Below are 25713 nucleotides of genomic sequence, written 5' to 3' on the forward strand. Positions count from 1 at the left end.
TTTTTTAAAAAACAAAGAGGTAAATATGCTTGACAGATTAAAAATAATAAAACAAAAATATCAAGATTTACAAAAACTTTTGTTAAACGAACAAAACATAAATCAAAAAATTGACATTTTAAAAAATTTATCAAAATTAGAACCCACAGTAGAACTTTTTAACCGATACTTAAATTTAGAAACCGAATTTACTCAAATACAGACCATTTTAGAAACACAACAAGATCAAGAATTATTGCTTTTAGCACACCAAGAAAAAGATAATATTTTGTCAGAAAAAAAAACTACCTTAGATAAATTAAAAATTTTTCTCTTACCCCAAGATCCTTTTGATAAAAAAAATGTTGTCTTAGAAATTAAAGGTGCAGCTGGTGGCAACGAAGCGAATCTTTTTGCAGCTGATTTATTACGAACCTATGTTAAATACGCCGAAAGCAAAAAATGGAAAGTCGAAATCCTCAATCTAAATCCCAGCATTAAAGGCGGTCTTTCTTCCGTAGAACTTTTAATTTCTGGACAAAATATTTATTCTTTTTTAAAATATGAATCAGGTGTGCATCGCGTCCAACGTGTTCCCGCTACCGAAGCTCAAGGGCGAATTCACACTTCTACTGCTGTTGTTTTGGTAGTTCCCGAAGCAGAAGAATTAGAATTAAAAATTGATTGGCATGACATTCGCACCGACACTTTTAATTCTAGCGGACCTGGTGGACAATCAGTAAACACTACTAAATCAGCTGTTAGACTTACTCATATACCTTCGGGAATTAGTGTTGCTTGTCAAGAAGGAAAAAGCCAGCACGAAAACAAAGATAAAGCATTTACCCTTTTAAAAACACGCATTTATAATCAAATGTTAACCGCTAAACAAGAAGAAGAAAACAAACACAGAAAAAATTTAGTAGGAACTGGTGAAAGAAGCGAAAAAATAAGAACATACAATTACCCCCAAAATCGTATAACAGATCACAGAATTGGACTTACTTTACAAAAATTAGATATTATTATGGAAGGTAAACTCGATTTAGTTATTGAACCTTTGATTCATGAAGCCCAAAAAGAACAACTTGCCCAAAGTTAGTTTTGATGCAATTTCTTTTAAAAAACCAAAATCAAAACAATTCAATTAAAAAAACCAGTTTAAGATAAATAAAGATAAATAAAGGAATTATTTTGAAACCAAAAGATATTATTATTTTTCCAACCGATACAGTTTATGGTATGGGCGCTAAATTATATGATAAAAAAGGACTCAATTGCATTTATCAAATTAAAAAAAGACCTTTAAATAAAAGTATTGTTGTTTTATGTGCATCTTTACAACAAGCAAAAAAATTGGTCCAATTTAGTCCTCAAAGCCTTAAATTAGCTCTGCATTTTTGGCCAGGCCCTTTAACTTTAATTCTGCCTACCACTTTGAAATATTTTTCTAAAACAAAGGCAAAAACTTTAGGAGTAAGAATCCCCAATCATCCTTTAGCTTTGGAAATTTTAAAAAAAAATGGTCCTTTAAAGACCACTTCTGTTAATCAAAGCAATCATCCTCCACTAAATGATTACCAAACTATTTTTAATATTTATCACAATAAAGTCGCCTTAATTTATCAAAACTATCACCCGATTTTAAAAACATCTTCAACTATTGTTGATCTAACCACCTTTCAACCAGTTATTTTAAGGCAAGGAACAATTACTCAAGAAGAAATTTTACAAATCTTAAAACCTTTGTGATCGTCAAAAAATTGTAAGTTATATGCTTAGTTTTCAAATTACAAAAAAAACTTTTGCTTACCCAATAAAAACATTTCCAAACCGATATCTTTATTTACAGCACCCATTTTAATTTGATATTCTAATTCTATTAAATCTAAAAACAGTGTATTTAATTTTTGCTTTTCAATCAATTTTGCTTCTTTCATTAAAAAAAATACTTTGCCTTGTGAAACTGGCAAAACTTTTTGCACTTCTTCTGGGCTTTTTTTTTGTTGCAACATTTCTTTTACCAATAACAATTCTTTAATTTTATGAGTTAATTGATTTATAACATGAAAAGCATTGATTTTTTGCGTTTTTAAGGTTTGATACATTTGATAAGCATCAATATAATTTTGTTTTAAAAAAAGATTAATTAATCCAAAAATATTGTCATTTTCTTTAAAAGCATTGATTTTTTGCACCAATTGCCAAGTTATATTTTTATCATTTGATTGAAATAATTTGATTTTTGTTATTTCTTGATGCAATAAATAAAGATTATAGTTAGTTTTACTCACTAATTCTTGTATAGCTTTGGTATCAATTTGAAAACCATCTTTTTGAAAAACTTCCATGATATATTTAAAAAAATCTTTTTTCTCCAAACTGTTTGTCGTTTTGCAAAGACAATATTTTTCCCAAATTTTTTGAACTTCAGATGCTTTAGTTGTTTTTTCTGCAAAAAAATATAAATCTAAATTGTTGTAAGGATTTTGTAAATAAGAAATTAAAAAAGCCATTTCTTGAGGTTTTTTTTGAAATAAAATTTCACTGTGATCCACCAAAACTACTTTTTTCCATGCGCTTTCAATCAAAGAAGTGGTTTGTAGTTCTTTTTGCAGCTCTGTTACAAGATCTTTTTGCATACAATAATAAACTACATCTAATTGTTTTTGTTTGCAAATATTAATTATTTTTTTTATTTTTTTTTCTAGAAAAAACCTTTGTTTTCCCCAAATTAAATGTATGTTATTTGTTTGTTCCAAATTAAAAACCTCATTTTGCTCTTTTATTATTAATTAATTGTTTGTTTTTTTAAATGTTTTGCAAAAGATCAATTCAACATTATTATCATTATCACTATTGTTATTTTATCAAAAAAATATTATTATAAAACGATATCACAAAATATAAAGCAACAAAAATAATAATTTGCTATAATAATATTTGTAAACTACCTTCAAAAATTTCCCAAAATCACCAATCGCAAACAATTATAGACAAAAGCAAAGAAAAGGAAAAACCAAAATGATTAAAAAAGCCACTTTTGTGCGTAGTATTGTCCATTTTAAAGATATTCCTTTGAAAAAACAACCCGAAATTGTTTTAATGGGCAGAAGCAACGTTGGCAAAAGCACTTTCATCAATGCTTTAACTCAAAGAAAAAAATTAGCTAAAATTTCTCAAACACCTGGCAAAACCATCACCCTAAACTACTATGACATTAACGAATCTTTTTATTTGATCGATACTCCTGGATATGGTTATGCTAAAAAAAGTAAAGAAATTCAAAAGCAGTTATTGCCGATGATTATTTCTTTTTTGGAACAAACTTCTCATCTCAAAGCAGTCTTTCAGCTAATTGATTTTAAAGTGGGTGCTACCCAAGAAGACGATAGAATCCATCAAGCTCTTTTGCAAGTGGGTTTTGAGGTCGTCTTGTTATTTGTTAAAAAGGATAAAGTTAAAAAAAATCTTGTGCCCAAACAATTAAAAATGCTTGTTAATCACTTTCCCCAGATTAAATATTTTTTTTTGATTTCTTCAAAACAACAAGAAGGGCTGGAAGAATTAAAACTGTTTTTAAGTCAATTAATGGATCCAAATGCCAATGATTAAAAAATGATTCCCTTATTTTTGGCTCTTTTATTTTTAGTTTTTCCAACTTTTTCACTTTGCAAAAAAATTTGTAATTTTTTTTATTTCCTCCAATCCATTTAAACATTTTCAAAACCCCAAACATAACCCCCAAAAAACTTTTAAAACCCAAAAACTTCAACCCTAAAAAAAGAAAATAGAAAGAAGCTAGCTTTTATGCAAACTAAATATGATTTTAAAAAAGTAGAACATCAAAGATACCAACAATGGTTAGAAAAAAAATATTTTTGTGCCAATCCAAATGCCAACAAAAAAACTTTTACTGTTGTAATTCCGCCTCCCAATGTAACAGGAAAACTGCATTTGGGACACGCTTGGAATAACACCATTCAAGATATTATTATAAGATTTAAAAAAATGCAAGGCTTTGATGTGCTCTTTTTGCCTGGGATGGATCATGCAGGAATTGCCACTCAAAATAAAGTTAAAGAACAATTAAAACAAGAAGGGCTTTTGACCAAAACTTTAAGTAAAGAAACTTTTTTAAAATATGCGTGGCAGTGGAAAGAAAAACATGCCCAAAATATTAGGCAACAATGGCAAGTTTTAGGGCTGCATCTAGATTATAATTTTGAAAAATTTACCCTTGATCCTGATTTGAGCCAAACAGTTCAAGAAGTTTTTGTCAAATTATACCAACAAAAATTAATTTACAGAGATTATAAAATTATTAATTGGGACCCCGAAACTAAAACAGCCCTTTCTAATGTAGAAGTAAATTACCATGAAACTGAAGGAAAATTATATTATATTAAATATTTTTTGGTTGATTTTCCAACTAATTCCAATTTGTCTGACGCTTCTTTGGTTCCTTCTTTTTTAGAAATTGCAACCACTCGCCCCGAAACCATGTTTGCCGATCAAGCTTTAATGGTAAATCCTAACGACCCTAGATATCAATCTTTTATTGGCAAAAAAGTTTTTATTCCTGATACTAATATCCAAATTCCTGTTATTAGTGATAATTACGTAGATATTAATTTTGGTACAGGAGTTGTAAAAGTGACACCTGGACATGATATTAATGATTTTGAAGTAGCTAAAAGACATCAATTAAAAGCTTTATTATGCATGAACGAAGATGGCACTATGAACAACTTAGCCTTGCAATATCAAGGATTAGACCGCTTTTTTTGTCGTCAAAAGTTATTGCAAACTCTTAAACAAAAAGGATTTTTTACAAAAACTGAAAATCACCTTCATAAAGTAGGATATTCAAGTATTTCGGATGCCATCATCGAACCGCGTCTTTCTTTACAATGGTTTTTAAAAACCAAAGCCATCGCCCAAATTGCTTTAAAAACGAACAAAATCAATTTTTTTCCGCTTCGTTTTGAAAATATTTTTAATAATTGGCTCCAAAATATCGAAGACTGGTGTATTTCGCGTCAATTATGGTGGGGTCATCAAATTCCTGCTTGGCATAAAGGACAAGAAATTAAAGTTCAAATAGAAAGTCCTGGTCCAGAATGGAGCCTTGATTGTGATGTTTTGGATACTTGGTTTTCTTCTGCTTTGTGGCCTTTTAGCACTTTGGGATGGCCTAATTGCAATGCCCCTTTATTTCAAAATCGTTTTCCTACTGATGTTTTAGTAACAGGCTATGACATTTTAACTTTTTGGGTATCAAAAATGGTTTTTCAAAGTATTTTATTAACCCACAAGGACCCTTTTAAAGATGTTTTATTACATGGTTTAGTAAGAGATAACAAAGGACAAAAAATGTCTAAATCAAAAGGTAATGGTGTTGATCCTTTGGAAGTTGTTGCCAAATATGGTACCGATGCTCTTAGATGGTTTTTAATTACTAACGCTGCTCCTGGGTTTGATTTATTCTATGATGAGACTAAAGTTGCTTCATCTTGGAATTTTATTAATAAATTGTGGAATATTAGTCGTTTTGTAAAATTAAATACCAACACCTTAGACACTGATTTTGATATCAATCTTTTGACTTTGACCCAAAAAGCCCTTTTAACACAATTGCATTTAACAACTCAAAAAGTAACAACTTTATATCAAAAATATGAATTAAAAGAAATTGGAAAAATTTTATATCACTTTGTTTGGGAAGATTTTGCTAATTGGCATTTAGAATTTGCCAAACATGATTTAGATCAGAATAACTCCAATTTAACAAAATTGCACAACAGTCAAAAATTTTTAGTTTATATGATGAAACATATTTTGCAACTCTTACATCCTTTTATTCCTTTTGTAACTGATGCTCTTTATGAAAATTTTGACAATAAAACGAACATTACTCAAACCACTTTGCAAAAAACTTCTTATTGTAATTTAGATGCCTTAGCTGATTTTGAAAATCTTAAAAACTTAATTATTAAAACACGTCATTTAAGACAAGAATCCAATATCAATTGTAAATTAAATTTAGAATTAGAAGTTGCATCTCAATTTTCAACTATCCTCCAAGATTTCGTAAATTTGCAACAAGCTTTAGAAAAATTTTTCAAAACTTTACAAATTAAAATTACTAACAAAGTTACCAATTCAAAAAAAACTATTTGGTTAATTGAAAAAAATTTAAGTCTTTATATTGACCTCAAAACCCTAAACGAACTTAATGAAACCAAAATTGAAAGTAATTTTTTACAACAAAAAAATACCCTTCTTAAAGAAATTAAAAGAAGTGAAACCATTTTAAATAATCCATCTTTCTTGCAAAAAGCCGCAAGTGCCAAAATTGAAATTGAAAAAAAGAAATATGAAAGTTATTGTAAGCAATATCAAAAATTGTTAGAAAGTAAAAACAATTCTAATCCGCTAAATCCCAACAAAAAATAAAAAATTTAAATAAAATTATAAATGAATAATTTAAGCTTTGAAATTAAAAAACATTACAAGCAAAACCCCAACCCACTAATATTTTCCAAACCCAAACCATTTATTAAAGGAACTAACCAATGTCAAAAGATGATTCTATTAAAAAAACTGTTACTATAGGACTGAGTGCTGCGATATTTTTTGTTTTAAGTTGTTTTGCCTCTATTCCTGTGGGATTTAATGTAAGTATTGAAACTTCAGTCGCTTTTTTAGCTTTCATTGCTGTTGCTTTTGGTCCTGCGGTTGGTTTTTATTTAGGACTTATAGGACACACCATTAAAGATTTTATTTTGTTTGGAAATGTTTCTTGGAATTGGGTTTTATGCTCTGCTCTTATTGGATTTATTTACGGATTGCCGCATAAAATAATTGATCTTAAATATCAAGTGTTTACCAAGAAAAAAATTGTTTACTTTTGGCTTTATCAGGTTGCTTGTAATTTTATAATTTGGGGTTTTTTTGCTCCTCAAAGTGATTTATTGATTTACGGACAACCACCTAAACTAGTTTATTTACAAAGTTTTTTAATAGTAATTTCTAATATTTTAGCTTATAGTGTAGTAGGAATTAAATTAATGTCTATGTATTCTTGTCATTACACTAAACAAGCTACTTTAATTAAAATTAATAATTCTTAAATATTTTTTAAACATCCTTAATCAATTTTTTTATTTTATAACTTCAAAGAGGAACTTTATGCCAAAACCATTAATCATTTTTAAAGATTTTAGTTTTCAATATTATAGCCAACAAACGCCAACTCTAAATCAAATTAATTTAACTATTTATGAAGGACAAAAAGTTTTGATTGTGGGCAAAAATGGTAGCGGTAAATCTACTTTTTTAAAATGTATTAATGGTTTGATTCCTCATAGTTATCAAGGAAAAATTACAGGTACTGCTATTATTAAGGATAAAGTCTTGACACAAACCAATATCTTTGATCTATCTTTGGATGTGGGTACCATTATGCAAGATACAGATAATCAATTTGTAGGTTTAACAGTAGCAGAAGATATAGCTTTTGCCTTGGAAAATGATGATTTGCCTCAAAGTGAAATATATCAAAAAGTAAATATGTGGGCACAAGATTTAGGATTGCAATCCTTTTTAGATTACAAACCACAAGAACTTTCTGAAGGTCACAAGCAATTAGCATTGATGGCAGGAGTTTTAATTTATAATCCTTCTATTTTGTTATTTGATGAATCTCTATCCAATCTTGATCCTGTTTCAAGATCCAAAATGACTGCTTTAATAAAAACTATTCATCAAAAATACCATTCGACTATTTTAGTTATTGAACATTATTTAGAAGATATTTTAGATGATTCTTTTGATAGGGTAATAGTATTTGAAGATGAAAAAATTATTTATGACAATTCTCCCCAAAAATTAATTTTAGAAAATATTTTAACTAAACAAGGTATCCAAGAACCAACTTATATTAGTGCTTTGAAAAAGGTTGGTATCAATTTGGGAAGCCTTCCTTATTTATTAAATTTGCCTGCCTTACAATCCTTAGATTTTGTTCAATATTTTTCCAATCAATTAACAAATTTAAAAAAATGTGCTATTTCTCAAAACGACCCAACTCAATTATTGCCTTTTTTCCCCAAACATTTTGACCCATTTTGCCCCATTTTGCAATTACAAAATATTTCTTATCACTATGAATCCAAACAACCCAATATTTTAAATGACATTTCTTTGGATTTATTTCCAGGAAAAATGATTAGTATTGTTGGTAAAAATGGTAGTGGTAAATCTACTTTAGCCAAAGTTATTTGTGGTTTTTGTAATCCTCAAACAGGAACTATTTTATTAAATAATCAAGATTTAACACATTTGTCTTTACAACAAAGATCAGAAAAAATTGGTTTTGTCATGCAAAATCCCCACCATATGATTTCTCAAAAAACTGTTTTTGAAGAAGTATCATTGGGGCTTTTAGGCAAACAACTTTCATTAACTGAAATAAAAACCAAAGTGCATGCCATTTTGAAAACTTGTAATTTGGATTGTTTTGTTAACTGTCCTATTTCTGCTCTTAGTTTTGGACAAAAAAAAAGACTTACCATTGCTTCTATTTTAGTGATGCAACCCCAAATTCTTATTTTGGATGAACCTACCATAGGACAAGATTTAAAACATCACACACAAATTATGACTTTTTTACAAAAGTTAAATAATAAAGGAATTACCATTATAATTATTACTCATGATATGTCTTTAATGCTTAATTATACTCAAAGAACTTTGGTTTTGGAACAAGGAAAAATTATTGCAAATACTACTCCTTTAAAAATTTTTACAGATATGTCTTTAATGCAAAAAACTTCTCTCAATCCTATCAGCTTGATTGTTCTTATCAATAAATTGCCATTTACATCAGAACAAAAAAATGTTTTGTTAACTCAAATGTTGGCTTTTTTAAAGGAGGATTGTTGTTATGGCAAATAGTATGTTACAATATTTACCAGGTAATACTTTCATTTATAAAATCCAAGGAGCAACTAAGTTATTGTTTTTAATTTTAGTTTCAGTTTCTTGTATGATGGTCTATCATGTATGGTTTTTGTTAGGACTTGTCTTTTTTTCTTTGTTTTTGTTTTGGTGTGCTCAAATTAAATGGCAGCAAGTAGCGTTTGTAGTTAAAGGAACTTTCTTTTTTTTGTTTGTAAACAATATTATTATTTTTTTTTGTTTTAGAAATTATGGTACTCAAATATATAACTCCAAAACCCCCATTCCTTTATTTTTTAATCTTTTAACCCAAGAACAATTATTTTATCAATTTAATGTGTTGTTAAAATATTGTTGTATTATTCCTTTATTTTTAATCTTTATTATAACTACTAATCCCAGTCAATTAGCTGCTAGTTTAAATAAATTAGGGGTTAGTTATAAAATTAGTTATGCTTTTGCCCTTACTATTCGTTATATTCCTGAAATTCAAAAAGATTTTAAAAATATTTCTCTCAATCAACAAGTACGAGGTATTAAAGTTGTTAAAAAAACTCATTTTTTGGATCGTATTATTGCAGATATTAAAAGAATTGCCCTTATTATTCCTCCTTTGATTTTCTTTAATTTAGATAAAATTGATGTAATTACTAATGCTATGCAATTGAGGCGTTTTGGTAAATACAAAACAAGAACTTGGTATTATGAAAAATCTTTTAGTATTCTTGATTTGTTTACTTTTTTATTGGGATTGGCACTTCTTTTGCTTGGTGTGTGGCTTTTGTGCCTTTATGATAGGTTTTATTATCCTTTTGCCTAAAACCCTTTTTGATAAAATATTGCCAAATTATTAACATCAAACAATTAAATATTTTGAAAAATTATAAGATCAACTCTAAAAAGTTGGTTTTTTTTTATATAAAATTGCAAAAAAAAACTTATTATATAAAGATGAGTGAGCAAAAAATTCCTTTTTTTTGTGATAAAATGATGTTAATAGCAATATTTTTTATTTTTAAATTGCTGTTGTAAAAAAAGATAAAGGGGTGAAAAAGTGTTAGGTTTTTAATAAAAAAATGTCAATATACTTTTAAAGTATTTTTGATGTAATTTAGCAAAAAATTGTATTTTTGTATTTTTAGTGTATTTTTAATTTTTTAAATATTGAGTTTTTTTGTTTTTAAAATATATTTTTATTTTGTAGTTTTATTTTTTAATTGTTAAATATTTTTGTTATAAATCTCAGTTTATATCAAAATAATACTAAATATTTATTTTTAATTTTAAAAAAACTTAACTAAAAAGAAAATGAAATAAAGGGAAAATAAATGTCAAAGAAAAATAAAGGAGTTTCAAAAGCCAATCAAGCAAATCGGAAATCAAAAGTAAAGAATTTTTTTAGTGCGTTAAAAAAATATTTTTTTACAGATTTTACCAAAAAAAGGTTGTTACATGGACAGTACTTGCATTATTAGTAGTAGGTGGTGTACTTGGTTATCTTTTATGGCCTAAATCACAAGTTTTAAAAGTGAAATTTTATAATCAAGAAGGAAAAGTTGTCAAAGAGTTTAAAGTTGATAAAAATACTAAACTTTTAGATAAAGATACTAATAAACAAGATTTTGAATCACTTGGTAATAAATTTAGATGGTGTTTGGAATCTGATAAAAATAAACAAGTAGATTCAAACCGAGTTAAAGATTTTCAACCTTTATATGAAAAAGTAACTCAAAGTTTAAATTTATATCCGTTAGTTTTACCAGATGATAAAAAACTAGTTACTTTTAATTTTAAAAAAGTTAATAAAGTTAATGCTTTGGTAGTTGATAAAGGTGCTGATAGTGCTGATGTAAAGACCAAAGTAGATCAATTAGAAAAACCTGCAAATGATAACTTTAATTTTTGTGTTTGGTTTCGTTTTGGATATGGTGGTGAATCCTTTTTAGAACCGTATCAATTTGGAACAAAAAAAGAACAAAGAACAAAGAACAAAAGATCAAAAAGCCTCTAATCAAGTAAATGATGATTTAGTTTTACATGCTTATTTAGAACCTAAAGATTCTAAAGATTTAACTTATAGTGATTATGAAACTTTTAAAAGTAATATGAAAACAAATGTAGAACACATCAATCCTTTTACTTGGGAAAAAGGTACGCAAATTGATTTTTTAAAACTTTTATCTTCTTCTTTTGTAGATACAGAAGAAATAGATTGGGACAAAGCTGTTCGAGATGGACACACTTCTTATGCACATGATTTTTCTAAATTTTCACAAGAACCTAATGGTCCAGGAAAAATTCAAGAAGGCATAACTGGGACTTTATCAACAAAGGTTTAAAAAAGAAATTTATGCCTGGTTTATTACAAGATTTACCATTTCATGAAGAATTAAAAGATCTTTCAGGTAATGAGTATTATGAAAAATCAAAAGAAGTAACTGCTACTAAGTTTACATTTAAGTTTAAAGAAGATTTAAAATTTGAAAATGGAGAACCTATTAATGCAGAAACTCTAAAATATACTCTTAAAAGAAGAATAGATCCAAATTGTAAAAATAAACAAGCAGAATATATATATATGATGAAAATATTTAGAATTGAAAAATGCTAAAAAGTATTATGAACAAAAATCAGAAACTAAAGTTGATTTTGAAGAAGTAGGTGTTAAAGCAGTTCAAGGGGATCCTTTAACATTTGAATTGCATTTCGATCAACCCAAAAGTTTATTCAAAGTAGTAAATAGTTTAAATATGGTTATTTTAGTTCCTCCCAAAAGTTATGATGCTGCTTTTCAAAATGATGCTCAAACCCAAAGTTCTTATGGAACTGTTAACTTCCCTTTCCAATCTTACGGACCTTATGTAGTGAAAGAATGGAGTAATAATCAAAATTTTTTTTTTAATAAAAATTATAATTATTTTGATAAAAATAAAGTTGCTTATAAATCAATTGTTAAAAGAGTTGTTATGGAAAATAATGTATTTGAATTTATGTTTGAAGAGAAAAAAATTAACGCATTACCTTTAATGAATGATCCGATGTATCACAAATATAAACAACATCCTTTATTAAAAATGAGTCCTGTTGATAAAAGACAAACATTATGTTTTAATAATTGAAAAAGAGGAGATAAAAAAGCAACTCCTAAATTATTAGAAGATCTAGATTTTAAAAAAGCAGTTTTATTTGCTCTTAATAGAAGTGATGTAGGAGAAACTGTGTATGTATTTAGTGATGGAGATTTGGCTGTTGTTCCTAAAATAACTTCTTTTTTAGAAGAACCTTTAATGTATAATGAAAGCGAAGAACACAAAGCAAATATTCAAGATTTTGAACCTGAAAATAAAGGTTATAATCCAACTAAAGCTTATGAATTATTTAAAAAAGTTTATAATCATTTATTTGATGCAGATAAACAAAAAACAGTTGAAATAGAATTTTTATTTGCTAAAACACAAGAAGAAAGAGTTAACTTAGCTCGTTTTGTAAAAAACCAATTAAAAAATTGTTTTAATCAAGAAGGAAAAAAAGTAGAAATAAAAGTTAATGTGGTTGCTGAATGGAATAATTTTTTAACCATTGCTATTGCTCTAGCTAATGAAGCCAAAATTTTAATTTGTGATGAACCTACTACAGCTTTGGATGTAAGTGTGCAAAAAAAGATTTTGTATTTGATTAAAAAATTACAACAAGAAAAAAAGTTTTCCATTATTTTTATTACTCATGATTTAGAAGTAGTTAAATATGTAGCTGATAGAATAGCTGTTATTTATGCTGGTAGGATTTTTGAATATGGAACTACTCATGAAGTTTTTATAATAGTAAACATCCCTATACTTGGGCTTTTTTGAAATCTATGCCTGTTTTTGCCAAGAAAGGCAACAAGTTAAAAAGTATTCAAAGAAATCCTCATCTGCTTACTGCTCCTATTTTGGGGGATGCTTTTGCTCCTCGTAATCCTTATGCTTTAAAAATTGATTTTGAAAAAGAACCTCCCATGTTTAAAATCTCTGCTACTCATTATGCAATTAGTTGGTTATTACACAAGTTTGCTCCCCGAATTGAAGTCCCTGATTTAATTTTGGATTTGCAAAAGAAAGGAGGATATTGTAATTAAAAACAATAAAGTTATTTTGGACGTTAGTAATGTTTCTAAAATTTTTCCTAATAAATTTCAAGGATTAAAAGATGTTTCTCTAACTATTTATAAAGGTGAATGTTTTGGATTAGTAGGACAATCAGGTTCAGGCAAAACTACTTTAGGACGCATTATGGCAGGTATTATTCATGCTACTGCAGGAACAGTTTTATTTAGTGGTAGCGTGGATAAAAAAACATATTTAGTTCAACAAGGTTTTAAAAAAATCCCCAAAATCTTAAAGATAAACAAAAATTAAAAGAGATTCAAATGATATTTCAAGATCCTGATCAAGCTCTTAATCCAAGAATGATTGTAAGAGATTTAGTAGAAGAAGGTTTGATTTGTCAAGGAATTAAAGATAAAAATCAAAGAAAAGTACAAGTTTTGGAAATGATTAAATTAGTAGGATTGCAAGAAAGTGATTTGGCGCGTTATCCTCATGAATTTTCAGGAGGACAAAAACAAAGAATTGTAATTGCTAGAGTCTTAATTGTAAAACCTACTTTAATTATTGGTGATGGACCTGTTTCTGATTTGGATGTTTCCATTCAGGCACAAATTCTTAATCTTTTAAATGAATTGAAAGAAAAATTAAAACTTACTATTGTCTTTATTTCTCATGATTTATCCATAGTTAAGTATTTTTGTGATAGATGTGCTGTAATGTATCATGGTAATGTAGTAGAAATGGCAAATGTTAAAGATATTTTTGTCTTTCCTCAACATCAATATACTAAAACTTTATTGAAAGGTGCTAATTTAAGTTAAGTTGAAGTGTGGGAAAATAAATCAATATACTAAAAACAAGATATTAAGATAAAAAGAGACTTTTTAAGTCTCTTTTTTTTATTTAGTTCTAAAAAGACAAAAAATATTGTAATTTATATGCAATACTGTATTTATCTTTAAAACTTTTGATATATATTATTACAAAAACTATAATGCAAATAAAAGTCCATATTAAAAATATTGCTATTTTTGCATTAGTAATGTTTAGTATTTTATTTGGGAAAATATTATTTTTGGGAAATGTAATAAAAGGAAATTGACTTTTGTGTAGATGATAAATATCTTGTTGAGAGCAAATATTAATTAGATTTCCTTGAGAATCAAAGGCAAACCAATTATTATAATAAAGGCTTTCTTCTAAGTTAAAATAATTTTCTAAAAAAGTACTATCTATTGTAATTTCTTGGCTGTTTGGGTTATCTAGTAATGCTAAATGGCTTTGAAAAATATGAGGCGCTAAGGCTTTATCAGAGATGTTATTATGATTACTAATTAAATATATTTTTTCTCCTAATAAAAGTTTTTTATCAGGAACAAAGGTACAAACAGGATAATTTGTTCTAGATTCAAAAGTTATGTAGCTAAAAGGATTATTGTGGGTGGCTATGGTTTTGTATTTTCCTTTTTCATCTTGTAAGCCAAAAGGTGTTTGGATAGTTATTTTAACGTTTTCATTACAAATATTTTGGAAAGCATCTAAGAGATAAGAAGTGTCTAGGTTTGTTCTATTTTTTTCTAAAATGACAGTATATATAAAAGTATTATCGGAATTATTTACAGTTTTTTTGTCAATGATAACTCCTAAGTTGATATTTTGGGAATTGTAATAATCTTGGCATAAAACTATAGTTTTTAACATATCTTCTTTAATTATTTGTTCTTTGTTATCAAAAAGATTATAAAAAGTATTTGGTTTTTTGGGGCTTTGGAAGGTGGTTTTTGCCAATTTGATATTAGTTTCTAAAATCTTTTTTTGGTTTTCTAAAATGTTGTTATAAGAAAAAGTTTGTTTAGTAAATGATAAAAACATTTTATCTATGTCAATTTTAGGTATTTGAATTATTTCTTCATAACTTTTTTTATTGTTATAATCAAAAATTTGAATTTGTAAAGAGATACTAAATTGATTAGTGTTTGCTAAACTAATTTCTAATTGCTTGTATTTGTGAGTATCAAAATTAACTAATTGTATTGTTTCCAAACCATGACAATTTATTGTAAGTAGAGTTTCTTGGTTGTCTTTATTTTGAAAAATTATTTTTTGTTCGGGCTGTTCTTTTATATAAGTATGTAGGTCTTCTAAAAAGATGTTGGTTTGGATGTGGTTTTTTTTTTCGTTTAGTTTTTCATTTTGTAAGATATTAAGTTCGTTTGCAATATGATTTGTATTAGTGTTAGTCGTTTGGAATGCAATATTATTTGGGTTGTTATTTGCTATGTTTTCTTTTTTGAATTTGAGTAAAGTATAGAATTGTTGTTTGATGTAGTTAATGTTAATTGATTGAGAAATACGCAAAATTTTATGATAACTCCTATTTATGCCTATTAATTTTCCTTCAGCATTAAAAAGAGGTCCTCCGCTATTGCCTGAATCTAGGGTCATATCAGAGTTAATTTCTTTTTCATTGAGAAAAGCAATAACTCCTGTTTTAAATAAATTTTGTCTAAATTGAGGTCTTTGGTGAGGCATTAGGTCAAAATACCATTGTTCCCATTTTATTTTTGTTGGTTTTTGGAATTGGTTAGTTTGTAAGCCTTTTTGGCAACCTAATACCCAAACTTGTTCTCCTTGATGGATAGGTATTTGTATATCTTTATCAAAATTAATGTATTTGGCAAGAACTTCATCTAATTTTTTAGTAGTATCGGAGTTAGGAATAGTAAAAGTTATGATAGCTATATCGTCGTATTCACGATTGTTATTAATAAAAGCATATAGTTTTGCTTGCTTGTTTAATCCTTGATTGTTTTTGATTGTTATTTGTTTTTGGTGATTTGATGTATGATAAAAACTTTCAATTACATGACGATTAGTTAGTGCATAATATATGGTGTGGTTATTTATTTGTTCTTTGTAAACAATTATTCCTGTTCCTAGGCTATAACCAGTATTGATAAATAAAGTAATTAAATTGATGTCTTTTAGTATTTGGTTGTTGGGCGGTTCTTTTTCCTTTGTCTTTGTCTTTGTTTCTGTATCTTTATCTACTATATTATTTATATTATTGGGGTTGATAATTGCATTGATAAGTTTTATTATTGGAGGTTCGTCATTTATTATAGGTTTATTAAAATTTATGGAAGGAATCACTTTAATATATTTAATTCCTTTTTCTTTTTTTATTTCAGGAGTTATTAAAAAACCAATTAAATTACCTTTTTCAGTCCAAAACACAGTTTGTTTATTGTTGGAATTACAACGACTAGAAATAGCAATAAATATTTCATCTAATTCATTGTTAACTTCAATATCTTCACTTATATGACTTTGTTGAAAGGCAATTGCTTGTGGTATAGTTGTAGAAAAAGAATGAATTGGTTGTCCTTGGTGATATTTGTTTTGTCTTTGTAAAGGAGTAATTATATATTGTTTGTGAGATTTAAAAGTGATAATATCAAAATCTTTTAATAAGGGAGTAAAAATATTATATTGAGTTAATACTTGATTTTGAATAGTGCCCCATTCTTCTCCTTGGGGATTTGATAATTTTATAATGTTGTTTGGTTGTATGATATTTTTAGGAGTAAGAGCAAAATATATTTTTTTTTCTGAATTGTTAATTGATGGTGTTTTTTCATTTTCATTGTCATTATTGTTTTTGATTTTGAAACTATAAAAAATAATTCCCAAAGCAGTTTTATCATTTGTATGTATTTGCCAAATTTGGTCTTTGTTGGTTTGTATTTGATTAGTATTTTTAATTTGTTCTTCCTTAATATCTTTTTTAATGTTTTCTTTTAAAATATCTTTTTCTTGTTCCAAAGCTTTAATAGTTTGTTTAATAGTTTTAGTTTGTTTATTTTCATGTAGTTTATCAAAATATAAGGAATTATTCATAAATTGAATAGTATAAGAGTAATTTTGTAATTGAATAAAACTTAGCCAAAAAAGAATAGATATGTTAAAAAATAAGATAAATTTACGATAAAAATTAATTCTTTTCATAAAACTCTTTTCTAATTATGAGCGATGTTAAATAAAATATAAATAAAAGTATTTTTTTTCTTTTGGGATTTATTTCAAATTTAAAACACCCTTCATTATTATTTTACCCTAAAATTTATTTATTAGTTTGTAAAAAAAATAGCAATAATGTATTGACAGTGCCAAAAATTTTTGTTAAAATAAAATTGAGCTTAAAGGATTAAATGTTTTATACATATTATAAAAAATAAAATAAATATAAGAGATTATCAAAAAAGATAGTAAAGATTTATATTTTCATCTAAAATCGCTTTAAGTTCAAATGAACAAATTATAGAAAATCGTTTTTTCATTTTTTAAGTTAGAAAGAAGAAAAAAGGAGTGATAAAAATGCTATTTAGTTTAATTAATCAAAATCAAGATTTATTAGAAAATTTATTTGAAGATTTTAAAACAAATTCTTTAACTAACAACAACAATATTATGAAAACTGATATTCAAGAACAAGATAATCAATACCTTATTACTATTGAATTACCAGGTTTTCAAAAAGAAGATGTTAAAGTTGCTTTGGAAGAAGGTTATTTAGTAGTTGAGGCTAAAAATTCTAAAAAAAATGAAATTAAAGAAGCTAATTTTATACGTAAAGAAAGATTTCAAGGATTTTTGAGACGTAGTTTTTATTTAGGTGATGATTTTCTTTTAGAAGATATTAAAGGTTCTTTGGAACAAGGTTTATTAAAATTAAGTGTTCCTAAAAAAGAAGTTAAACCCAAAGAAAAACGTTATATAAAATTAAATTAAGATATAATAAAAACAAGTTAATTACTTAACTTGTTTTTATTATATATATGATTAATATTATTAAAAGAAATAACCTCTTATTTATAAGAGGTTATTATGAAATGCTTCAATTATGAAAATAATCATTGGTAGTTGTTTTCGTAGGTACAATAATCAGATTTTATTCCATTGGATTTATATTCTTGTTTTTTTGATTAGTTTTCCTTGTGGAGTTTGGGTTTTATTTGGTTGAGAGTTTGTTGTTTGTGGTTGTGATGTGGTTGTAAATGTTTGAGAAGGCAAGTAAGGATTTTGATTGACTTGACTTCCTGTATAAGTTCCTTCGTTATTACTATAATCAGGTTTGTAAGTTTGTGTGGGCGGTTTAAATGTTTCTTCTTTTGTTTGTTCTTGTTTAGATTTTAAAACCCAACAAACACCTAAAATTAATCCTAACATTAATACTGTAAATGATATTGTAAGTACAATAAAATTTTTATTGTCTTTTTGTGGTTGTTGCATATTTTTTTGTCTCCTTTATCATTTCCTTTTAGTTTTATAGGGAACAAAAAACATTTCCCTTATTTTTATTTTACTCTTTTTTTTGCGTAAAGAACGCTCAATAATAGTTCAAAAAGTAGTTTTATGAGTTTAGGAGACTTAATAATTATATTAATAAACAAAAAAAAGACCTCTAAAAAAGAGGTCTTTTATAAATTATTTAATTGTAAGTATTAGTTTATTTTTGATTGTTTTTGGTTCTTAAATGCAAATACTTTTTTCCAGATAGTATCAAATAATAACATAACTAAAGGACATAATAATAAACATAAATAATGATATATATTAATATCCTTAGTATGGAATATATAACTTAAAGAACTAAATTTAGTAATTAATACAAAGAATAATACTTCAATTATAATACCATAGTACAATATTTTATTAGGTTTTTTTATAGTTTGCCAAAAGTAAAGTTTGTTAGAACGACAAGCAAATGCGTTTCCTACTTGAGCAAAGATAACAACTCCAAATGACATAGTAGAAGCTAGGAAGAAGTTGTCTTTTGTATTAAAATTGTAAACTGCACAAAAAAATGCTAAAGACATTAAACCTTCAACTATTCCTAAAAAGCCATAACTACGTTTTAATACTTTAGCGTCCATTAGATGGTCGTTTTTAGTACGTGGTTTTTGGACTAATAAACTTGGGTCAGTTTCTTCAGCTCCTAGAGCAATAGCAGGAATTAAATCAGTTAAAAGATCAATTGCTAAAATTTGTAAAACATATAAGTAAGGTTCTGTAACTCCTAAAAAAGCAATAGCGATGAAAGGAAAGATTTGAGGGATATTAGAAGCAAAGACATAAGTCATGAATTTTTTGATGTTTTCATAAATACAACGTCCTTCTAAAACAGCTTTGGAAATAGTTGCAAAATTATCATCTAATAAAATCATATCAGCAGCATTACGAGCAACATCAGTGCCTGCTTTTCCCATAGCAATTCCTATGTGAGCTGCTTTAAGGGCTAAAATGTCATTAACTCCGTCGCCAGTAACTCCTACTACTTCTCCATTTTTGCGGTATGCTTGAACAATTTTTAATTTATGTTTGGGAGTAGTGCGCGAAAAGACAACTGGATGAGGGCTTTTGAGGACTTCTTGTAATTGTTCTAAAGACATTTTGTCAAGGTCACAACCGTCTAAACCAACGAACTTGTCTTGGATGATTCCTACTTGTTTACCAATGGCAGCAGCAGTAAGACTGTAATCTCCTGTAATAATAGTAATTTTTAGTCCTGCTTGAGTTAAGTTTTTAACTGCTTCTTTAACTTCTTCTCTTGGTGGGTCGTAATTAACTGCAAAACCTAAGAAAACCATATCTTCTTCTAGGGGAGGATTTTGTTCAATTTTTTTGTAAGCAAGAGCAAGAACGCGGTATCCTTGGCTTGCAAATTGGTCGTTTTGTTTAAGGAAAGATTCTTTTTCATTAGGGCTAAAAGGACTTACTTGAGAACCTTTGTATTGCATTTGACATTGTTCAAGGACAATATTAGGAGCTCCTTTAATAAAGAGATATTGTGAATTGGTGTCATATGCAGGTTCTTGTTTGTTTTTAACTAAGACACTCATTTTTTTACGTTCTGAAGTAAATGGGTTTAATTGGATGATTTCTAAGTTGTTTTTTACTTCTTCAATGTTGTAACCGTATTTTTTAGCAGCAATTAATAAAGCTCCTTCAGTAGGATTACCGATTAATTCAAATTGGTGGGGTTTAGTTGGCGTAGGAACTAATTTAGCCTCAGAGCATAGAACTGATGCAATTAAGAATTTTTCAATTCCTTTTTTGGAGGCAGTATTGTTTGGGCAAACACTAAATGTTTGTTCGTCGTTATAGCCAGAACCTTTTAATTTGATAGTGCCATCAGGAGTTACAATTTTTCTTACTGTAAGTTGGTTTTGAGTTAGAGTTCCTGTTTTATCAGTACAAATAACAGTAGTAGAACTGAGGGTTTCTAGGGAAGATATTTTTTTAACTAAAGCGTTTTGTTTAGCCATTCTTTGAGAACCAACTGCTAAACTTAGATTAACGGTAGGAAGTAAGCCTTCAGGAATGTTTGCAACTAACATACCAACTGCACAAACAATTGCTGCTCTAAAAGAATCTATATTATATTTTTCTGCTTTGAAAAAACAAATCATAAAGACAAATAAAGCTGCACAAGAAGCAATAATACTTACTTTTTTAACAATGTGGTGCATTTCTTGGTCTAGAAGGCTTTTGCCTTTTTCAATGCTTTGAGCAATGCTTGAAACTTCTCCAATTTGGGTGTTATTTCCAATAGCATAAACAACTGCAAAACAACTACCTTGAGTAACTGTAGTACCTGCATAAACTAAATTAGGCATTTCAGCAATGGAATGATTATCTTCGAGGTTTGGCATTTCAGTACGGTTTAAAGGAATGGTTTCGCCTGATAACATTGAGTTGTCAACAAAAAAGCTATTAGATTGAATAATACGTGCATCTACTGGAACTTGGGTTCCTGTTTCTAAAAAGATGACATCTCCAATGGTAAGTTCAATAACATCCATTAATTCTATTTTTTTGTTGCGGTAAACTTGAACTTTTTTAGGAATCATTTTACCTAAGGAAGACAACATTTTATCAGCTTTGTATTCTTGGGAAAAAGAAAATAAGCCATTTACAATGATAACTAAAATAATAGAAATACCGATGGCTGCTTCTTTGGGATTAATTACAAAAATCATTAATGCTGCTATCCATAATAAAATAGCCATTATCGAGGTAAATTGTTTGATGAATTGTTGCCAAAACGGAAAAGATTCTCCTTGTTTGATAATATTTTTACCGTAGAGAGTTTGTCTTTCTTGGGCTTGTTTGTCAGTAAGTCCGCAAGCATCGGTGTTTAGATGTTTGACAACAGCATCTTTATCAAGACGACTGATTTGCAAAATTTCTTCTTTTTTATTCATATAAAGTTGTTTCCTTTGACTAAATTTTATATTTTAGTATTTTGTTAACTGATATATAAAAAATATTTGCAAGGCTATAATGGTGGATAAAATTAAATGGAATAAAGGAATTCAAAATAATAAGGATGCTAATTGAGTAAGATAATTTTTTGTTGGGGGAGTTTGGTTGGGGTTTTGAGTTATGTGGCTTATGTGGTTTGTTAGTCTTGTTTGTGTGCAAAGTCATTTGTATGTTTTTTTGTCTTCTTGCTCTTGACTTTTTGTTTTGCATTTGCAAGTTTAATAAATTAGTTATATTGTTTTTATAACTACTAAAAATAAATCAGAAAAGTGCCACAACCAAAGTTATAAAGTATTATCTTGGGTCAATTTTGCAAAATTAAATTATTTTTTAGTTCGTTTATTCTAGTCATCTTTCTTTTGATGATCAATTATTTTTTATAAGCCTGATTAAATTATAACAAAACAAAAAATAAAAGCTAATAATAAATGTTAAAAAAAATGCATTATTTTGGGAATTTGGAACCAAAAATCGTTATTTTGGGAATTATTTGGGTGGAATTGGGTGAATTTTAAAAAAAATTGTTATTTTTTTGTATCCGTTTTAGTTAATTTTTGGCAGTTGTTGTGATTTGGGATTGGATGAAACAAAATAATAAATTTTTAAGGATGGAATTAGTTATAAAATTTTTTGAAAGTGGTTTTATTAAATATATAAATCACCCAAATGCATTCAAATTTATAATTCTTAAATCCATATTATAAAATATAATAATATATGATGTAGAATTTTAATATTTGTTTATTTGTAGTATATTATTTTGATAATTAATTATCAAGTATAAAATTTATCATCCATTAATAAAGCACATTATTTATTATTTGCTATATGATTTTATTTTATATCATCCAAAAAAATTTATTATTTCAAATAATATTAATCACTTTATTATGTTATTTTTTTATGTTAAATTTTAATTTAACTTTTTTAATTTTAAGGAGATAAAAAACTAAATATGATTTCTAAAATCCCAAAATTATTTTGGACAAACATTGCTATTATTATTTTTGTAATAATTGGGATAAAAGAATTTATATATTTGCCAAAAAAATTGTCAATTGATTTAAATACTAACCCAACCCATATTATTTGTGATGTTGTTCCTGTAGGGGCTTGTTTTACAAAACCTTCTATCAATATGTCATTAAAAAAACACCATTTATCTTCTGCAAAACCTCATTATAATATTTATACGGATGAAAAATATATTCCTTTAATGCCTGAACTTTTGGAAACTCAGTTAATGAAAGAAGGCAAAGAACACCGCGATAATAAAGTGATGCAAATTGCCATACAAGCCAAAGAGCACCAAAATAAAAAGTTTAATTGTTCTATTTTCCAAGAAGAAAAAAAATTTTTAAGAGAAATCCAACCAAATGGCATAATTATTGAAGGTTTTTTAGACTCTTGTTTGCTTACACAAGTGATTTTACCAAGTGGATCTATTTTTAAATATTATATGCCAACACAAGACAATATACAAACTATTAAAGAAATTTGGTGTGCTAATGGACAAATCCTAAAACCTGATTTTTCTCATATTTTGCATTTTTCTATGATGCAAACACCAATACCCCTTACTCCTAGCCAACTAACAGCTTATCACGAAGCAGGACATGCCTTAATAGTTTTGCAATTTCCTTTTGCATTATGTTCGGTTGACAAAATTTATATTCAAGAAACAACTACTGATTTGACCGCTGATTCGATGTTTTTTTTTGGACAAACAGTTGTTAGGCATCCAAAATTAAATCAAGGTTGGCAAAGATTAGTTTTACAAGCTTTTGGAGGTGCAGCTGCGCAACAGTATTTAGCTAATCAAGGCAAAATTCCAAAAGAAAAAATATTTTCAGGAATTGATGATGATTTTCAATTTATAGAAAAACTTTTAATGGAAAATAATCAATTAAATAAAGTAGATTTGAATAAATTATTTCAACAAGCTTATAATATTGTTGCAAATAATAAAGATTTATTAGATATTATTGCCCAAGAAATAGACCAAAAGAAACTTTTACAACAAATAGATATAGAAAGAATTATTAAAGATAATCATATGTTGGTTGCTAAATTAAGAATTGGATAAATAATTTTAATTTATTTTTTTTGTTAATTTTATCGATTTGTTTTTGTTTTTTTTATCAACTTAGAATTAAAATTATTGAATAATTAAAATATTTTGCCAAAATAAATCTAAATCCCAAAAAGAGGCTTTTTTTAAAGTCTCTTTTTTTATTTATAAAATTGCAAGGAAAACTATCAGAATATAAGGATTAGTGAGCAAATTTTATCGTTTTTTTTGATAAAATTACATTAATAGCAGTTTTTTAATCACTGCTGCTAATTTTTAAAAGAGGAGCAAAAAGGATGTAAAAAATTTACCATGAAGAAAACAACAATTATTTTATTTTAACATTATCTTTTTTTAGTTTTTAGTTTTGCAATTGCAATTAGCTCATTTTATTTTAACATTTTTTAAAAAAGAAATAAATAGAAAGAAAAAAATATTGAAATTTATAAAAAATAATCTTGACAAATAAACCTAATTTCAAAGAAAATAAGACAAATTAACTATGAAAATTAAAATATTGAAAAAGGAAAGAAATGTATATGTATGGTTAGGAATTTTGGTGGTTTTAATTCTAATAGAAAGTAGCGTTTTTGGGTTTTTAATATTAACAGACAAACTTCAATATAATGTTAAAAAATCTGAAGAACACACACAACCTAACTTTTCTAAAACTTTAGATTTTAATAATCTTGATTATAACCAAATTGATGAAAAAATGCTCAAAACAGCAGTACACGAAGTAGGACATACCTATAAGATCTTTTGTTATTATCTAAAAAATAATTCATAAACTTCTATAACATCTTCAGAAGGAAAATGAACTGAAAATCGAATTGTTTTTTTATAATAATTATTTGTTATATCAAAAATAATTTTTTTATTTATATACGCATAAGATTTGTATTTTCTTTCTGCTGCCTCAGCTGATTCAAAAACCTCAGGAAAAAATACTTTGCCCCAAAAACTATCTACTGCTTTTTTAGTACTTTTTTTCAAAGTTGTTTTAGCAATAGCATGTCCTACTTTTTGATTAATCTTTTTATTAATATATTCTTTAATTCTTTTTTAACTATTTCTGTTTTTATAGAATGTGGCAATGTTTTAACAATATCTTTGCCAAATTTCTCAATTTGTTGAGGGGTTACTTCGAAATTGTTATCTATTATTCCTTCAAAAAAATCTTTAGCTATTTTTAAAAGGGTAGAATATGTAGGACAATCACAAAAAGTAAGTTCTACTTGTTTAATTTCGTCTAATTGAGAAAGATCAAAAAAGAAAAAACCTTATTCTATATTTTAATTCAAATGATAATCTAGCATATCGTTAAACATAGCAATTTTAGAACTTGGCAAAAATTCATCTTTAGCATCAAACCCAAAGATAACTACTTTTTTAAAACCAGGAATTGGGACAAAATTACTTGCTATTAAAGCAGTATTTTTTATTAAATGATTTGCATTTACAAATTCTTTATATGAATGAAAAGGAATGGGTTTGATTCCTGAAATACCATAAAAACTCTAGCATTATCTGAAAAAATATGCCCATCGGAATGACGCCAATCAAGTACATTATGTTTTTGAGAATAATCTGGTTCATAATCATCAGAATTAAAAGCCATAACTTTAGAACTTTTAAATGAATAAAATAATATTAAAAATAAAAAACTAAATAATTGTAATTTCTTAAAATAAAGTTTTTTTAATAAAAACAATATAACCTCTTTTTAAATTTTATTTTATTATGTATTTTATATTTAGTATAATTAAAATATTAATTAAAAAAGATTGATTACTTTCATATAAAACACCACCATTTTATTGAATTTAATAAAAATATATAAATCAATCAAATAATTATCTAGTTCACAAAACATAATATAATCGTCCATAATTTCTTTATACATTATCGTGATGAATTATTTTTATTATATCATGTTTATAGTGTATTTATATAAATATTTAATAATATAAAATATTTAATTTTAGTGGCAAAAGTTATTTTTCTTTAAATAAAATGCAAAGCATGTTAAAATTTTAAAAACAGAAAGAAAAATTTGAAAAAAACTACCAAACAAAAGACATATAATAAACCATTCATATTTTTTAGTAATTTGTTCTTTTACAAAAAGATCGAGATTTTCTAAAGTAATAGTCCACATTAAAATACCTATAATTAAATTAAAAAAAGACCACAATAAAGAAGCAAAAATAGTCCATGGATTTTGTAAATTGATACCCAAACCAAATAAAGCTAATAATATTGTACCAAAAAAAAGAAACC

General features: G+C 26.8%; 24 protein-coding genes. 18 read left to right on the forward strand and 6 right to left on the reverse strand.

The features are described 5' to 3' along the window. The first annotated feature begins 25 nt into the window (after positions 1 to 25). Positions 26 to 1081, forward strand: coding sequence for a peptide chain release factor 1 (prfA, locus tag MBSPM3_RS00090; RefSeq protein WP_069028000.1), 1056 nt, complete (start codon positions 26 to 28; stop codon positions 1079 to 1081). A 92-nt stretch (positions 1082 to 1173) separates the two neighbouring features. After that, a complete protein-coding gene (locus MBSPM3_RS00095) occupies positions 1174 to 1731 on the forward strand; it encodes an L-threonylcarbamoyladenylate synthase (protein ID WP_083985298.1) in 558 nt (185 codons plus the stop codon). 38 nt (positions 1732 to 1769) lie between these two features. Here the strand turns inward: MBSPM3_RS00095 and holA are convergent, their stop codons facing one another. Next, positions 1770 to 2741 carry a DNA polymerase III subunit delta gene (gene holA / locus MBSPM3_RS00100; protein WP_069028001.1) on the reverse strand — a complete coding sequence of 324 codons (972 nt, stop codon included), beginning with the start codon at positions 2739 to 2741 and terminating at the stop codon, positions 1770 to 1772. A gap of 262 nt (positions 2742 to 3003) precedes the next feature. Between holA and yihA the strand changes: the two genes are divergently transcribed. From yihA to MBSPM3_RS03250, 13 genes are all read left to right on the forward strand, one after another. Further along, positions 3004 to 3594: a ribosome biogenesis GTP-binding protein YihA/YsxC gene (gene yihA, locus MBSPM3_RS00105; RefSeq protein ID WP_069028002.1), complete on the forward strand. Its 591-nt coding sequence runs from the start codon at positions 3004 to 3006 to the stop codon at positions 3592 to 3594. A 195-nt stretch (positions 3595 to 3789) separates the two neighbouring features. Then, positions 3790 to 6438: a valine--tRNA ligase gene (locus MBSPM3_RS00110; protein WP_069028003.1), complete on the forward strand. Its 2649-nt coding sequence runs from the start codon at positions 3790 to 3792 to the stop codon at positions 6436 to 6438. A 119-nt stretch (positions 6439 to 6557) separates the two neighbouring features. Continuing rightward, positions 6558 to 7115: an ECF-type riboflavin transporter substrate-binding protein gene (locus tag MBSPM3_RS00115; RefSeq protein ID WP_069028004.1), complete on the forward strand. Its 558-nt coding sequence runs from the start codon at positions 6558 to 6560 to the stop codon at positions 7113 to 7115. Between the two features lie 58 nt (positions 7116 to 7173). Beyond that, a complete protein-coding gene (locus MBSPM3_RS00120) occupies positions 7174 to 8940 on the forward strand; it encodes an ABC transporter ATP-binding protein (protein ID WP_069028005.1) in 1767 nt (588 codons plus the stop codon). After that, positions 8930 to 9763, forward strand: coding sequence for an energy-coupling factor transporter transmembrane component T family protein (locus MBSPM3_RS00125; RefSeq protein WP_069028006.1), 834 nt, complete (start codon positions 8930 to 8932; stop codon positions 9761 to 9763). Before MBSPM3_RS00120 ends, MBSPM3_RS00125 begins: the two co-directional genes overlap by 11 nt. A 708-nt stretch (positions 9764 to 10471) precedes the next feature. Next, positions 10472 to 10954 (forward strand): hypothetical protein, encoded by a 483-nt coding sequence (locus MBSPM3_RS00130; protein WP_069028007.1) that lies wholly within the window; start codon positions 10472 to 10474, stop codon positions 10952 to 10954. After that, the gene (locus MBSPM3_RS00135) at positions 10902 to 11282 is read left to right on the forward strand and encodes a hypothetical protein (protein WP_069028008.1); all 381 of its coding nucleotides are present in this window, start codon (positions 10902 to 10904) and stop codon (positions 11280 to 11282) included. Before MBSPM3_RS00130 ends, MBSPM3_RS00135 begins: the two co-directional genes overlap by 53 nt. 11 nt (positions 11283 to 11293) lie before the next feature. Further along, the gene (locus MBSPM3_RS00140; RefSeq protein WP_069028009.1) at positions 11294 to 11554 is read left to right on the forward strand and encodes an ABC transporter substrate-binding protein; all 261 of its coding nucleotides are present in this window, start codon (positions 11294 to 11296) and stop codon (positions 11552 to 11554) included. After that, a complete protein-coding gene (locus tag MBSPM3_RS00145) occupies positions 11541 to 12062 on the forward strand; it encodes an ABC transporter substrate-binding protein (RefSeq protein ID WP_069028010.1) in 522 nt (173 codons plus the stop codon). Before MBSPM3_RS00140 ends, MBSPM3_RS00145 begins: the two co-directional genes overlap by 14 nt. A gap of 99 nt (positions 12063 to 12161) precedes the next feature. Beyond that, positions 12162 to 12794 (forward strand): ABC transporter ATP-binding protein, encoded by a 633-nt coding sequence (locus tag MBSPM3_RS03070; protein WP_069028011.1) that lies wholly within the window; start codon positions 12162 to 12164, stop codon positions 12792 to 12794. Positions 12795 to 12799: 5 nt separating this feature from the next. Beyond that, positions 12800 to 13060 carry a hypothetical protein gene (locus tag MBSPM3_RS03075; RefSeq protein ID WP_232308837.1) on the forward strand — a complete coding sequence of 87 codons (261 nt, stop codon included), beginning with the start codon at positions 12800 to 12802 and terminating at the stop codon, positions 13058 to 13060. 16 nt (positions 13061 to 13076) lie between these two features. Next, a complete protein-coding gene (locus MBSPM3_RS03245) occupies positions 13077 to 13340 on the forward strand; it encodes an ATP-binding cassette domain-containing protein (RefSeq protein ID WP_069028013.1) in 264 nt (87 codons plus the stop codon). 11 nt (positions 13341 to 13351) lie between these two features. Further along, positions 13352 to 13852 (forward strand): ATP-binding cassette domain-containing protein, encoded by a 501-nt coding sequence (locus MBSPM3_RS03250; RefSeq protein WP_069028014.1) that lies wholly within the window; start codon positions 13352 to 13354, stop codon positions 13850 to 13852. Positions 13853 to 13940: 88 nt separating this feature from the next. On the opposite strand, the gene MBSPM3_RS00170 is transcribed toward MBSPM3_RS03250, so the two are convergent. After that, positions 13941 to 16931, reverse strand: coding sequence for a S1 family peptidase (locus tag MBSPM3_RS00170; protein ID WP_232308838.1), 2991 nt, complete (start codon positions 16929 to 16931; stop codon positions 13941 to 13943). 477 nt (positions 16932 to 17408) lie between these two features. On the opposite strand from MBSPM3_RS00170, the gene MBSPM3_RS00175 reads away from it, so the two are divergent. After that, positions 17409 to 17822, forward strand: a complete 414-nt coding sequence (locus tag MBSPM3_RS00175) for an Hsp20/alpha crystallin family protein (RefSeq protein ID WP_069028016.1) — start codon at positions 17409 to 17411, stop codon at positions 17820 to 17822. A 174-nt stretch (positions 17823 to 17996) separates the two neighbouring features. Here the strand turns inward: MBSPM3_RS00175 and MBSPM3_RS00180 are convergent, their stop codons facing one another. Both MBSPM3_RS00180 and MBSPM3_RS00185 read right to left on the reverse strand, forming a co-directional pair. Continuing rightward, entirely contained in the window at positions 17997 to 18323 is a 327-nt protein-coding gene (locus MBSPM3_RS00180) for a hypothetical protein (RefSeq protein WP_069028017.1), read from the reverse strand. Positions 18324 to 18535: 212 nt separating this feature from the next. Next, the gene (locus tag MBSPM3_RS00185) at positions 18536 to 21298 is read right to left on the reverse strand and encodes a cation-translocating P-type ATPase (protein ID WP_069028018.1); all 2763 of its coding nucleotides are present in this window, start codon (positions 21296 to 21298) and stop codon (positions 18536 to 18538) included. Between the two features lie 1100 nt (positions 21299 to 22398). Here MBSPM3_RS00185 and MBSPM3_RS00190 point away from each other — a divergent pair. After that, entirely contained in the window at positions 22399 to 23445 is a 1047-nt protein-coding gene (locus MBSPM3_RS00190) for a hypothetical protein (protein WP_232308839.1), read from the forward strand. Between the two features lie 487 nt (positions 23446 to 23932). Next, positions 23933 to 24220 carry a hypothetical protein gene (locus MBSPM3_RS00195; protein ID WP_069028020.1) on the forward strand — a complete coding sequence of 96 codons (288 nt, stop codon included), beginning with the start codon at positions 23933 to 23935 and terminating at the stop codon, positions 24218 to 24220. Here MBSPM3_RS00195 and MBSPM3_RS00200 read toward each other — a convergent pair. Both MBSPM3_RS00200 and MBSPM3_RS00210 read right to left on the reverse strand, forming a co-directional pair. Next, positions 24199 to 24426, reverse strand: coding sequence for a hypothetical protein (locus MBSPM3_RS00200; protein WP_069028021.1), 228 nt, complete (start codon positions 24424 to 24426; stop codon positions 24199 to 24201). The genes MBSPM3_RS00195 and MBSPM3_RS00200 overlap by 22 nt on opposite strands. A 988-nt stretch (positions 24427 to 25414) precedes the next feature. Beyond that, entirely contained in the window at positions 25415 to 25672 is a 258-nt protein-coding gene (locus tag MBSPM3_RS00210) for a hypothetical protein (protein ID WP_157084474.1), read from the reverse strand. Between the last annotated feature and the right edge of the window lie 41 nt (positions 25673 to 25713).

This window comes from Candidatus Phytoplasma zeae, from assembly GCF_001712875.1.
Taxonomy (GTDB): Bacteria; Bacillota_I; Bacilli_A; order Acholeplasmatales; family Acholeplasmataceae; genus Phytoplasma; species Phytoplasma asteris.